This is a genomic window from Brevibacterium sp. FME17, from assembly GCF_014897515.1.
Taxonomy (GTDB): Bacteria; Actinomycetota; Actinomycetes; order Actinomycetales; family Brevibacteriaceae; genus Brevibacterium.
On the sequence record NZ_JABUYD010000005.1, the window covers coordinates 75998 to 88474 of the forward strand.

Consider the following 12477-nt stretch of genomic DNA (forward strand, 5'->3'; position numbering starts at 1 on the left):
GATTCACCAATTCATCCATGATGGATATCGGTGTTGTGTGAGCCACGTCCTAGGCTGATGGCAATCACAAACCACTGAGAATAACCATGCACTGCCGATTGCAGTCAGTCACTACAGAGCGCAGTCACGATTTCGAAGGAGAGCCAATGTCGACTCAACCCCTAGGGCCAGCCGATTACAGCCAGACACCACGCTTCGCGGGACCACCGACCTTCGGTCTGCTGCCGCGCATCGACGAGGTCGAAGCGCAGCGGCCGGGCGAGAAGATCGATGTCAAGATCCTCGGCGTCCCCTTCGATGCCGGTGTCAGCTACCGTCCGGGTGCCCGTTTCGGTCCCGCTCACATCCGTCAGTCCTCGAAGCTGCTGCGCCCCTACAACCAGGCCACGAACGTCCACCCATTCACCTGGCAACAGGTTGCCGACTGCGGTGACTTGGGTGTCAATCCCTTCGACATCGAAGAGGCCATCACCGAAGTCGAACGCACCTCCGATGAGATGCGCGCCGATGGAGCGAAGCTGCTCACCCTTGGCGGCGACCACACCCTGGCCCTGCCGAACCTGCGTTCCCTGCACAAGACACACGGCAAGATCGCGGTCCTGCACTTCGACGCACACCTCGACACGTGGGACACCTACTTCGGTGCTCCCTACACGCACGGGACTCCGTTCCGCCGCGCCAGCGAAGAAGGCCTGCTCGACCTCGAATCCTGCATGCATGTGGGCATCCGCGGACCTCTCTACGGCAAAAAGGACCTGGAGGACGATGCGGTGCTCGGCTTCCAGATCATCCGCAGCGACGACTACCAGTTCACATCTGTCCAGGAAGTCGTGGCCCGGATCCGCAAACGCCTCGGCGATGCACCTGTCTACCTGTCCGTCGACATCGATGTCCTCGACCCTGCTGCTGCGCCGGGCACCGGAACCCCTGAAGCCGGGGGCATGACGAGCCGTGAATTGCTCAACTCGATTCGCGGGCTGCAAGGGCTCAACGTCGTCGGTGCCGAGATCGTCGAAGTGGCACCCGCCTACGACCATGCCGAAATCACCGGGCTCGCTGCGGCCCACGTCGGCTACGAAATGCTCTCCCTGTGGGCTGCCGAGGCCAATGGTCTCACCGGCCCCACGGGTCCCAGCGGCGAAGCCCTCGGAGTCTGATGATGGCAGATGACAACAAAGACATCGCTGGCGAGGAATTCCGCAACGGCGGTCGGGCCATCGTCGCGACCCTGGCCGCCCACGGGGTCGACACGATCTTCGGGATCCCCGGCACTCACAACCTTGAGTTCTACCGGCACCTGAACGGATTCGGCATCCGTGCCATCACGCCCCGCCACGAACAGGGCGCCGGCTACGGTGCCGACGGGTATTTCCTCGTCTCCGGCAAACCCGGGGTCGTCATCACCACCTCGGGCCCGGGCCTGACGAATGTCATCACGGCTGCGGCGACCGCCTATGCGGAGTCCCGCCCGATGCTCATCCTCTCCCCCGGTGTTCCCACCGGAATGGAGCGCGCCGACGTCGGAATGCTGCATGAGACGAAGGACTCGTCCGGGGCACTGAACCGCCTGCTGGTCTCCTCCCAGCGCACCCGCACGGCCGAAGGTGCCGCCCAGGCCGTCGCCGAGGCGTTCGCCATGTTCTCCTCTTCCCGCCCGGGACCCGTCCACATCGAGGTTCCCCTCGACGTTCTCGAAGGTGTCTGGAACGGCAGCGTGCCGACTCAGATCCCGGGTCGTCGTCCGGGTCTTGATGCTCATGTCATCTCCCGTGCCGCCGAGGCGGTCGGCAGTGCAGCTCGTCCGTTCATCGTCGCCGGCGGCGGGGCGCGCAGAGCAAGTGCGGAGGTCAGGGCCTTTGCTGAGCTTCTCGATGCGCCCGTGGCCACGACCGCCAACGGTAAGGGCATCGTCTCCGAGGACCATCCTCTGTCCTTGGGCTCCAACGTCCGCTTCCCCAGCGTCCAGGCAGAGTCCGCGGCCGCCGATGTGCTCATCGTCCTCGGTTCTGAACTCGCCGACTCCGACCTGTGGGGCGGACTCATCGGAGCCCAGACCTCGGCCGGGATCCGTGATGAGAACTCCGAGCAGATCGTCATCCGCTGCGACATCGATCCTGATCAGTTGGGCAAGAACCTAGGTGGGGATATCCTCGCCTGCGCAGACGTGGGGGAATTCCTCACCGCACTGAGGACCGAGCTGAAGCAGGATATGGCCACAGCCACCTCGGCTGGATCGGACGATCCCAACGGCAGCACCACCTCGGCGAGGGAACAGGGTGCAACGCGCAGCGGAGCCAAACGTGTCGCTGACATCCGCGGCTCTTGGGGTTCGGACTTCGACTTCGAATCCATCGGTGCTCGCGTCACGCGCCTCGTCGAACAAGGTGCAGGTTCAAACGTGGTGGTCGCCGGGGACTCGTCCCAGGTGACGTACGACGGATCGGTGCATGCGCTCAATGCGAGCACACCCGATCAACTGCTCTACATGCCCGGCTTCGCGACCTTGGGCTACGGGATCCCCGCAGCCATCGGAGCGAAACTGGCCGACAATGCTCGCCCTGTGACCTGCATCCTCGGAGACGGGGCGGCCATGTTCTCGATCCAGGAGCTGATGACAGCCAGCGAACTGGGGTTGGGGATTCCCTTCGTCATCGTCGACAACGGCGGATACGCCGAAATCGAGGCTCAGATGGTCGACCGGAGCATGGAGCCGTTCGCGGTCAAGCTCGCCCGTCCCGACTTCGCGGCCCTGGGCCAGTCCATGGGCGGGGCCGGAATCACGATCGCTGAGGCCGATATCGACGAACAGCTTCCGGCTGCCGTCGCCGAGGCGCTCGCACGAACCGTGCCCACCACCATTCACATCACTGCCGGGTGCTGAAGCACCCACTGAACCGATTGCTCGCGCAATCAATCAAGAAAGGGTCGACGTGGACTCTCTAGTCGTCATCATCTACCTCGCTGCCATGGTGGGATTCGGAATCTGGGGCCGGTACAAGGCGAAGAACCAGGACGATTTCCTCGTCGCCGGCCGGCGTCTGGGTGGATGGCTGTACACGGGCACGATGTCCGCAGTCGTCCTCGGCGGCGCCTCAACGATCGGCGGCGTCGGTCTGGGCTACACCTCGGGGCTGTCGGGCATGTGGCTCGTCTTCAGCATCGGCCTAGGCATCATCCTGCTCTCGCTGCTGTTCGCTCCACGGATTCAGAAACTGGAGATCTACACGGTCTCGCAGATGCTGGAGCTGCGTTACGGGAAGGGCTCCCGCCTGGTTTCGGGCGCGATCATGACCGCCTACGGACTGATGATCTCGACGACGTCGACGGTCGCCTATGCCACGATCTTCCACGCACTCTTCGACCTCAATAAGTTCTGGTCGGTGCTCATCGGCGGTGGCATCGTCATCCTCTATTCGATGCTCGGCGGCATGTGGTCGATCACGCTGACCGACTTCGTGCAGTTCTTCATCCAGACCATCGGCATCTTCCTCATCATGCTGCCGATCGTGCTGAGCAAGTCCGGCGGCATCACAGAATTGTTCGCATCACTGCCAGCCGAACAGACCAGTCCGGTGGGCATCGGCTGGGAGGCGATCCTGGGCTACATCCTCATCTACACGCTGGGACTGCTCATCGGCCAGGATATCTGGCAGCGCGTGTTCACCGCACGCAGCCCGGGGGTGGCCAGGTGGGGCGGGCTCTCCGCCGGCGTCTACTGCCTCTTCTACGCGGTGGCCGGTGCACTCATCGGAATGGCCGCGACCAAGATCGTGCCCGGCATCGAAGTCCAAGATGATGTCTTCGTCGCCGTCGTCGATGCCGCAATGTCACCTCTGATGGGCGGACTCGTCCTCGCCGCGGCACTGGCGGCCATGATGTCCACGGCCTCGGGCTCGCTCATGGCGGCTGCAACTGTCTGCCGCCAAGACATTGTCGAGCCGGTGCTGGCTCGTAAGGATGTCACACCGGTGACCGGCGGTTCGGGTGCGGACGACAGTGCCGCCGCGGGTGGCGCGAAGTCGACACTGGTGAAGTCCCTGGTTCGCGAGACCGGCGATGAGATCCGCGATTCGCGCATCTACCTCATCGGCCTCGGCCTCGTCACCCTCATCCTCGCCATGATCATGCCCAGCGTCGTCGAGGCCCTGACGGTTGCCTACAACCTGCTGGTGGCGGGACTGTTCATTCCTATCCTCGGCGGCCTGATCTTCAAGCGCGGCACCATCGTCGGAGTCATGGCCGGCATGATCTTGGGTGCGATCACCACGATCGTCATCATGATCACGATGGGCATCTACTCAAGCGAGGCCATCTACCTGGGTCTCATCGCGTCACTTCTCGGCTACGTCATCGGTTCCCTGGCATCGAAGCCGACACCACCGGAGGTCATGGCTGCATGGAAGGAACGCCTGAACCGCTAGGGCCTTCGCCCTGCCAACCGCCGGCCATCAGTCACCCACATGCTGGTCCGCAGCGCGGCCCGCCATCAAAGAACGCACGCTGCATCGAAACACTCATGCACGCGTGCGTTCTTTGACGCTCGTCCCAGTTTTCGACGCAGCCACTGCCTTGTGGCCCAGCGCAACTTGGCTGGCTGGCCTAATGTCATCTATATTCGATGATGTCAGGCCGGTACCAACGTCGAATCCGGTTGCTGCCGAACAGCCGGCGCTCGAAAAAGGAGCGCGAAGCCGCGGAGACCGCGTGTGAGACATATATGGATCCCCTTTTTCCATATCTCTATCTCATACTCGAAAGGTCTCTCATGGCGCACACTTCCGCGCACGTCGCACACACTCTGGCCCGCCACATCGATGAGGTCTTCGGACTTATGGGCAACGGCAACGCCTACTTCCTCGATGCCCTGCTCACCTCCACCTCGGCGACCTACACCGCTGTGCGGCACGAAGCCGGTGCCGTCGTCGCCGCAGATGCACACTTCCGCACCTCGGGACGGATCGCCGCCGCGACCACCACGTACGGTGCCGGGTTCACGAACACACTCACCGCGCTGGCCGAAGCTGCGCAGGCCAAGGTTCCACTCGTCCTCGTCGTCGGTGATGAGCCCACCTCCGGGCCCCGCCCCTGGGATGTCGACCAGATCGCCATGGCTTCGGCCGTGGGCGTGCGCACCTACACCGTGGGTCGCGTCGATGCCGCGGCGGCGACGGTCACCGCCATCGAGCACGCGCTGACCTACCGAGTGCCCGTTGTCCTCGCAATCCCCTACGATGTTGCAACCCTCGACATCGGCGAGATCCCCTCGGTTCCGGGACCCGGGCGCCCTGCTCCCTTGGCGCCGACATCCGAGTTCTCACGGACCTCGCTCGATCGTCTGACGACAGCCCTCGCCGAGGCGAAACGACCACTCCTGTTAGCCGGTCGAGGTGCGTGGTTGGCAGGGGCCGAGGTCGAACTCGGCGCGTTGGCTAAGGCCACCGGGGCATTGACGGCGACTACTGCTCTGGGCCGCAACATCTTCCCAGATGCCGACCACGACCTCGGCGTGGCCGGAGGATTTGGCGCCCCTGAAGCCATGGAGCGAATCCGTGAAGCCGATGTAGCTGTCGTCTTCGGAGGTTCGCTCAACCAGTTCACAATGCGCTTCGGTGAGCTGTTCCACCCATCGACTGAAGTCTGGCAGGTCGACACCGACGATCGGGCAACGAATGCCCGGGTCGGCGGTTTCATCCGCTCAGACGTTCGCCTTGCGGCCGGCGAACTGGTCTCTCGTCTGGAGTCCTCTGGTGCGGAGTCGAGTGGCTGGCGCGAGAGCGTGGATACAGCCGCTGACCGGGCCTATGAAATGGGCACAGAATTCGCTGAGGACGGTCGCCTTGACCCTCGCGCTGCCGCTGCGCGACTCGGTGAACTGATGCCAGAGCACCGAGTCGTAGTCTCCGACGGCGGGCACTTCATCGCGTGGGCGAACATGTTCTGGGAGCCCAGCGCACCCGATCGTCTGGCGATGGTCGGCACCGCGTTCCAGTCGATCGGCCTCGGCTGGCACAGCGTTGCAGGTGCGGCACGAGCCAACCAGGATGCGACGATCGTTCTCACCACGGGTGACGGTGGCGGAGCAATGGCACTGTCCGATCTCGACACGGCCATCCGTTCAGCCGGTGGGCGGGGCATGGCGGTAGTTTTCAACGATGCGGCCTACGGTGCCGAGGTGAACCTCTACGGTCTCAAGGGTCTGGATAAGACTCCGATGCTCATCGATGAGATCGACTTCGCGGCCCTGGGCAGCGCTGCCGGAGGGCACGGTGTTGCCGTTCGTTCGCTGGCCGACCTCGAGGTGGTCAACGAGTGGAAGGCGACACCGGTCGTCGAACGGAAGTTCCTGGTCCTCGATCTGCGGACCTCGGGCGCGGTCATTGCGCCATATCAGGAGGAAGTCATTCGCGTGAACTCCTGAGGCTGGCGGGAACTGCGCTCAGACCCCCACGTGACGTTCCGCCACAGTTTCTCCAGCGGGCCTTGGCCGAAGCGACGCAGCCACAGGCTTGAGATCACGACCTGCAGAACGAGGATTCCCAAGCAGACGACCAGGCCTGCGACATAGCCTCCCTGAGAGTCGAAGCGGCTGAGGTCGGGCAGGAACGTGCGGACGGCGATGATGAGGATTGTGGCTCCGACATAGTTGCTCAGTGCCATCCGTCCCAGCGGGGAGAGCGCTCGGCGCAGCACCGCCTCGGCGGGGGTCCGCAGAAGCATCAGGACGACGACGATATAGGTCAGTGCCATGGCGATCCCCAGGCCTGCATTGATCCACTGGTTCACCTGACGGGTCACGTAGTCCGTGACCGCGAACCCAATGACCGAGATGACCACTGCACCGGCCCCCACGAGAGCCAGACGGCCGGGGTGGCGGAGGACCGAGTGGAGAAATCCGCTCCAGCTGATTGCGAAGCCGAGGAGGAAGAGCCCGGGGATCAGTGCGAGGCCTCCCCCGGTGAGGATGCCGACTATCAGCAGGACGCTTCCGATGACCGAGGCGATCGGTGCGAGCAGTCGGACGGGAATCCACGTCGAAGGCAGGAGGACGACGATTCCGGCGAGGGCGTAGGGCAGCAGGGCCTCCCCCGGCTGCAGGAACTGATGGAGGAGTCCGATGACTGCCAGGAAGAGGAAACGGCGGAGCAGCGCCAGCCGAGGCCGCGGGCTGCGCTCGGAGGCGGTCAGCCACATCAGCCCGAACCCGATTCCGAAGAGGAAGGAGAAGATCGGGAAGAAGCGGTTCTGCACGAAGTCCTCGTAGAACCTGTAGAAGGCCAGCGGGTCACCGTGGGCGTCGACGGCGCCCAATTGGAGCATGGGCGGCAGGTTGACCAGGAGGATTCCGCAGAGGGCGAAGCCGCGGATGACGTCGAGGGCGACGATTCGGCGGCGGGTTGCCGGGCGGGCTGATTGTGTCAGTTGTGTGTTCATAACATCCATCGTCGGTGTTCGGCGGTGTCTGTGGCATCGGCCATGGGACCGAAAGTCAGCCTCAGGGGTCAGCCATTCGGCCGATTCATCACTCCCGATTCCCACATCCGTGCTGCGATCTCGACCCGGTTGCGCGCCTCGAGGCGATTCTGGATGCTGCCGAGGTGGGTCTTGACGGTGCCGAGCGAGATATAGAGTTCCTGGCAGATCTCCTGATTGGTCCTCCCGTCGGCGACGAGCTTCGCCACCTCGATCTCGCGCCCGCTCAGTCTCTCGACGGCATGGGTCTGTCGGGTCGGAGTCGAGCGGCGCCGTTTGAGCAAGTCTAGGGTGAGCGAAGGAGAGATGAGAGCGTCTCCGTTCGCCGCGGCCCTGACGCCGGCGATGAGGAGGTCGGCTCCGGCGTCCTTGAGCAGGAATCCGCTGGCGCCTCCTTCCAGTGCGGCATCGACGTAGTCATCATCGTCGAACGTGGTGACCATGATGACCTTTCGAGTACGGAGTGATCTTCGGCAGGGCCGCGAGCCCGTCGAGTCGCGGCATGCGAATGTCGAGGAGGACGACATCGGGTGCCTCCCGCCGAGCCAGGTCGATCGCCTCGGCACCGTCGGCGGCCTGCCCGATCACGCTGATCGTCTCCTCGGCGTCGAGGATCAGAGAGAACCCCATCCGCATCATCTCCTGGTCATCGGCCACGGCGACTGTGATCATCCATCGTCTCTCTTCATCGTCAGCGGGAGCCGGGTGCGGACCATCCATCCGCCCTCGTGGACTCCGGCATCGATCGACCCGCCGAGGTGGCTGACCCGGGTGCGCAGACTGCTCAGCCCCGTACCGCTGCCGGCACCGATTCCGCCGGAGCCCGGACCGTTGGCCACGGTCATCAGCAGTGTCGTCGGCCGCTCCTCGCTCATCGTGAGACTCACGGTCACCGGTGCGTCGGGGCCGGCATGTCGGCGCACATTGGTCAGGGATTCGACGAGCACACGGTCGAGCACCGGCCATACTGCCTCGTCGTCGATCTCACCGGTATCGATCGAGATCTGTGCTCGTTGCCCGTAGGCCTCGACGCGGTCGCGCAGCGCCTGCGGCCCCTCGGCGATCGGAGTCCGCGATGCGGCCTCGGTGCGCGTTTCGGAGACGAGCCGTCGGATCTCCTCGAGGGCACGGGTACCGGAGGCCTCGATCTTCTGCAGTGCCGTGGAGGTCAGCTGCGCATTGTCGCTGCGCCCGGCGGCCTGGGCAAGAACGACGATCCCGGTCACCTCGTGGGCGATGACATCGTGGAGTTCGGTGGCGATGCGACGGCGCTCCGCCTCGGCGGCGGTGGCCTTTCGTTCGACCAGCGACCGGTCGGTGAAACGCAGCATCAGGCCGATCGAGATCGCGACGATGATGACAGTGGTGAAGGCGAGGCCGAAGATCAAGCCATCGGGCAGCAGACTGGGGACGATGATGTTCGCGACGGCGAGGACCGCGATGAGCGCGATTGGGCCTGGTCCCGATCCGAAGCGACCGAGCATCGCCAAGGCGACGAGGCTCAGCCACAGCACCGTCAGGCTCATCGATGCGGCAATGGCCACAAGGCCCAGGGCGACGAACACCCCAAGGACGGCGATTCCCAGCATGCGTGCAGACGTCCGGTCCAGTTGGATGCGGATGAGGATGGGCAGGACCGCCGCCACTGGGAGCACGGCACCTGTGATCAGCGGCCACCCCGTGCTGGTGAGCAGATCGATCCCGAACGCCAGGGGCACCGGGATCAACCACAGCCATGCGATGAGTCGTCTCATTGGCTTCCAGTTTAGTCTGTACGGCACAGACTCAGCGGCAGCTGCTCGAGGCGTACTCGACTTCGACGCCGTCTCCGCAATCGGTGGCGGACACGTTCCTGACCGAGGCTGACTGCGGCAGGCTGACTTCCCCGGCCTCGCGGCCATCGGCGAACATCCGCACAGCGGCGGCATCGGTCTCGGCAGAGAACGTCACCGCCGTACCGCCGATCGTCGCCGAGTCCGAGAACGAACCGTCGGACTCCTTGATCGAAATGGCCTCGGAGGGGTAGTCGAACGTGATGAAGCGAGTGAGGCGGTCGGCATCACCGTCGACAAGGCGGTGAACGAGGAGCTGGTCCTTGTTCGTGCCGGTCGCCGGAGTCGTGTCGACATAGGTGAGGTCGGCCCGGTCCTGTGCGGCGTACATGAGGTAGGGCCGACCGCGGACCTCGATCGAGGTGGGTTCGACGCCGCAGTCATCAAGGTAGGCGGTGACCTGAGATTCGAGTTCGGCCTTGGCACGGAACTCCACAATGACGACGAGGCCGATGGCCCCGGCGTTGAGGGAGCAGGTGACGGCGAGAGCGATGATGGCTTTTTTCATGGGGGTGTCCTTGTCGGATGCCAACGACTCTGCACCATCGATACTTCCGGAACGGGGACTCTGCGACGTCGACCGAACGGCCAGTCAGGCTCGGCCGATCGGCCACAATCGCCGACGGGCGAATCAGGCGAGCTCGCCGATGGCGGCGATGCGCATGAGAGTCACGACATGACGGTTGCGAACGCAGAAGCGCCCAGGAACCGTTTCCGGTCCTGGGCGCTCAAAAGTGGAGATGGCGGGAATCGAACCCGCGTCCGTCGGCAGATTGTCAGGACTTCTCCGGGCGCAGTTCGTGAAGTAGTTTCTTAGGTTCTGGCCCTCACACGAACATGTGGACCAACGAACGGAGTTGAGTAGAAGTCCCTCAGATACCCTCAACGAATATCTGAAGCAGTGGCTCCCTAAGCGACGCCAGGACCTAGAGTGGAAGCAACTCTAGACTGACGGATTCGCAGCTCGGCCTAATCAGGCAGCGAGGGCGAAATCGGTGCGGTTATTAGACTTAGCACCTATTGTTTTGCAGAGGACATTAACGAGATGACTCTGCATTCTCGGCCCGCTTCTCCCGTCGCAGTGTCCGACGTCGAAACCGATCATCCCCATATTCTGTTACCAACCCTGTCCAACTCATTCACCTGCGCAAGCAGGCTCATGCGCTGACCAGAATAACCAGCATACTCGTAGAACACCAGCCGATCCAATTGCATTCCCAAGGACAGGGCCTAGTCAGACCGATGGTGTCAGACGAGCAGACTCAGAGGAATTGTTTGGACTTGATAGCGCGCTCAGCCTCACGTTTGTCCTGCGCTTCACGCAGAGCCTGACGCTTGTCCCATTCGCGCTTACCCTTAGCCAGAGCAATCTCGACCTTGACCCGCGATCCGTCGAAGTACAGCTCCAGCGGGACGAGCGTGCGTCCCGATTCCTTGACCTTCTGCGACAGACGGAGGATCTCCTCGCGGTGCAGCAGCAGCTTTCGACGTCGACGAGCGGTGTGGTTCGTCCACGTCCCCTGTGCGTATTCGGGAATGTAGACGCCCTCAAGCCACGCTTCATTCTGGAAGATCAATGCGAAACCGTCTGTCAGCGACGCCCTGCCCTCTCGCAGTGACTTCACTTCGGTTCCGCTCAGCACGAGACCGGCCTCCCACGTATCTTCGATGAGATAGTCGTGGCGTGCCTTGCGGTTCCTCGCAATGACTTTCTTGCCAGTTTCCTTCGGCATGTCCGGCCTCCTTCCTGTGTCTCGGTTCACTGTGTCCAGCCACGATTGTCAGCCTCTTAAGACCGCCCAATCGAGTAGACACGCAGACCAACTACTCTAGCTCAATGATATCGCGTACGAAAGGCCGGGTTGCCCGGCCCACAAAGGCCACGCTGACGGCTGCTCAAGGCCCACCTCGGCGAGGCCAGGTCTCTAAAAACGCTGACCAACGTCAGGAGATGTAGGGCATCGGGTTGACGTAGCCGCCGTTCTTCATGATCTCGAAGTGCAGGTGGCAGCCGGTGGAGGCGCCGGTCGTACCCGAATCCGAGATGACCTGGCCCTTCTTCACCTTCTGCCCATCATGGACCTTCAGGTCCGTGTTGTGGTTGTACGTCGAGGCGATCGAACTCCCCTTGATCTTTCCGTGCGAGATCACAACGCGGTTGCCGTAGCCCCCGGTCCAACCGGAGGTCACGACGATCCCGTCACCGGCAGCACGGATCGGGGTGCCGCAGGGAACACCGAAGTCGGTGCCGGAGTGCAGCTTCTTCGCCCCGGTGATCGGGTGGATGCGGTAACCGAAGGGTGAGGTGATGGGATAGCCCTTGGCGGGGTTGGCCAGCGCGCCGTCACCATAGACGAACTTGCCCTTCTTCTCCTGCTCCTTCTCCCATTCACGGACCTTCTTCGCCAACCGGTCCTGCTCGTCCTGTTCTTTCTGCAGCTGAGCTTCGGTTTTGTCCTTGTTGTCGGAGATGGTCTTCTCCGCATCGTCCTTCGCGGAGATGATGTCGTTGAGGCTGTCGGACTTCTTCTTCGCATCGATCTGTGCGGCCTCTTTGGCCAGCACAGCCTCGGCGGCTTCGTCCTTGAGGTCCGAGATCTCATCGGTCACACCCGACAGGCGCTCTTCGTTGTTCTTATTCACCGCGCGCTGCTCGGAAAGGTTGTCGATCGTGCGCTGCTGTGACCGCACGGCGGAGTCCACTCGCCCGATGCCACCGTCGGCGCTTGTGCCCTCGGCCATCTGCAGCAGCATCGCCAGGTCGGAGGTGATGCCCGAGTTCTGGTACGCCTGACGCCCGATGCGCGCGGCCGAGGTCTTGTGCTTGTCGATCTCCTCCGCGCCGTCTTCGATCGAAGACTTCAGATCCTTCTGCGCGTTCTCCGCCGAGGTCAGGCGAGCGGCCATGGCATCATCCTTCTCGATGGCAGCGCCCAGAGCGTCATCAGCCTTCTTCGACGCGGCTTCAGCGTCGGGCAGCTTCTCCTGCGCCGCGTCGCGTTCTGCGATGACGCGGGCCAGGTCCTCGTCAAGTCCTTCGAACTCCTGCTGGAGCTCCTTGACCCGGTCATCGACCTTGCTCTTATCGTCACGGGGATTGGCTCCCGCCGAGGTGACGGGCAAGATGACAGCCAACACCGCCGCTGTGATGACTAAACCGAGTCTGCGCTTCATC

11 protein-coding genes and 1 other RNA gene are annotated in these 12477 nt (G+C 63.2%); 4 read left to right on the forward strand and 8 right to left on the reverse strand.

Annotated features, from left to right (window positions below; translation table 11 throughout):
- Nucleotides 1–146 precede the first annotated feature (146 nt).
- The 4 genes from speB to INT40_RS06770 all read left to right on the forward strand — a co-directional run bounded on the left by speB (nt 147) and on the right by INT40_RS06770 (nt 6418).
- The gene (speB, locus tag INT40_RS06755) at nt 147–1157 is read left to right on the forward strand and encodes an agmatinase (protein ID WP_101573020.1); all 1011 of its coding nucleotides are present in this window, start codon (nt 147–149) and stop codon (nt 1155–1157) included.
- Nucleotides 1157–2881, forward strand: coding sequence for a thiamine pyrophosphate-binding protein (locus tag INT40_RS06760; protein WP_101573022.1), 1725 nt, complete (start codon nt 1157–1159; stop codon nt 2879–2881). Before speB ends, INT40_RS06760 begins: the two co-directional genes overlap by 1 nt.
- A gap of 49 nt (nt 2882–2930) precedes the next feature.
- Complete coding sequence (locus INT40_RS06765; protein WP_193095777.1) at nt 2931–4421, forward strand: sodium:solute symporter; 1491 nt, start codon at nt 2931–2933, stop codon at nt 4419–4421.
- A 344-nt stretch (nt 4422–4765) separates the two neighbouring features.
- Nucleotides 4766–6418, forward strand: coding sequence for a thiamine pyrophosphate-binding protein (locus INT40_RS06770; RefSeq protein ID WP_193095778.1), 1653 nt, complete (start codon nt 4766–4768; stop codon nt 6416–6418).
- On the opposite strand, the gene INT40_RS06775 is transcribed toward INT40_RS06770, so the two are convergent.
- The 8 genes from INT40_RS06775 to INT40_RS06805 form a co-directional block, all read right to left on the reverse strand.
- A complete protein-coding gene (locus tag INT40_RS06775) occupies nt 6388–7431 on the reverse strand; it encodes a DUF418 domain-containing protein (RefSeq protein ID WP_193095779.1) in 1044 nt (347 codons plus the stop codon). The two genes, INT40_RS06770 and INT40_RS06775, sit on opposite strands and share 31 nt — an antisense overlap.
- A gap of 68 nt (nt 7432–7499) precedes the next feature.
- Nucleotides 7500–7913, reverse strand: a complete 414-nt coding sequence (locus tag INT40_RS21170) for a response regulator transcription factor (RefSeq protein ID WP_319021953.1) — start codon at nt 7911–7913, stop codon at nt 7500–7502.
- A complete protein-coding gene (locus INT40_RS21175) occupies nt 7891–8142 on the reverse strand; it encodes a response regulator transcription factor (RefSeq protein WP_319021954.1) in 252 nt (83 codons plus the stop codon). Before INT40_RS21175 ends, INT40_RS21170 begins: the two co-directional genes overlap by 23 nt.
- On the reverse strand, nt 8139–9224 hold the full coding sequence (locus INT40_RS06785) for a sensor histidine kinase (RefSeq protein ID WP_193095780.1): 1086 nt from the start codon (nt 9222–9224) through the stop codon (nt 8139–8141). Before INT40_RS06785 ends, INT40_RS21175 begins: the two co-directional genes overlap by 4 nt.
- Before the next feature lie 31 nt (nt 9225–9255).
- The gene (locus tag INT40_RS06790; protein WP_193071474.1) at nt 9256–9810 is read right to left on the reverse strand and encodes a hypothetical protein; all 555 of its coding nucleotides are present in this window, start codon (nt 9808–9810) and stop codon (nt 9256–9258) included.
- Nucleotides 9811–10034: 224 nt separating this feature from the next.
- Nucleotides 10035–10411, reverse strand: a transfer-messenger RNA (tmRNA) gene (gene ssrA, locus INT40_RS06795).
- Between the two features lie 153 nt (nt 10412–10564).
- Nucleotides 10565–11035: an SsrA-binding protein SmpB gene (gene smpB / locus INT40_RS06800; protein ID WP_101573034.1), complete on the reverse strand. Its 471-nt coding sequence runs from the start codon at nt 11033–11035 to the stop codon at nt 10565–10567.
- A gap of 211 nt (nt 11036–11246) precedes the next feature.
- The gene (locus INT40_RS06805; protein WP_101573035.1) at nt 11247–12476 is read right to left on the reverse strand and encodes a M23 family metallopeptidase; all 1230 of its coding nucleotides are present in this window, start codon (nt 12474–12476) and stop codon (nt 11247–11249) included.
- Nucleotide 12477: the final 1 nt, after the last annotated feature.

Excerpts from the sequence above, each read along its gene's own strand:
- speB (WP_101573020.1), top strand. The coding sequence starts at position 147 with ATGTCGACTCAACCCCTAGGGCCAGCCGATTACAGCCAGACACCACGC.
- INT40_RS06760 (WP_101573022.1), top strand. The coding sequence starts at position 1,157 with ATGATGGCAGATGACAACAAAGACATCGCTGGCGAGGAATTCCGCAAC.
- INT40_RS06770 (WP_193095778.1), top strand. The coding sequence starts at position 4,766 with ATGGCGCACACTTCCGCGCACGTCGCACACACTCTGGCCCGCCACATC.
- INT40_RS06775 (WP_193095779.1), bottom strand. The coding sequence starts at position 7,431 with ATGAACACACAACTGACACAATCAGCCCGCCCGGCAACCCGCCGCCGA.
- INT40_RS21170 (WP_319021953.1), bottom strand. The coding sequence starts at position 7,913 with ATGGTCACCACGTTCGACGATGATGACTACGTCGATGCCGCACTGGAA.
- INT40_RS21175 (WP_319021954.1), bottom strand. The coding sequence starts at position 8,142 with ATGATCACAGTCGCCGTGGCCGATGACCAGGAGATGATGCGGATGGGG.
- INT40_RS06785 (WP_193095780.1), bottom strand. The coding sequence starts at position 9,224 with ATGAGACGACTCATCGCATGGCTGTGGTTGATCCCGGTGCCCCTGGCG.
- INT40_RS06790 (WP_193071474.1), bottom strand. The coding sequence starts at position 9,810 with ATGAAAAAAGCCATCATCGCTCTCGCCGTCACCTGCTCCCTCAACGCC.
- smpB (WP_101573034.1), bottom strand. The coding sequence starts at position 11,035 with ATGCCGAAGGAAACTGGCAAGAAAGTCATTGCGAGGAACCGCAAGGCA.
- INT40_RS06805 (WP_101573035.1), bottom strand. The coding sequence starts at position 12,476 with ATGAAGCGCAGACTCGGTTTAGTCATCACAGCGGCGGTGTTGGCTGTC.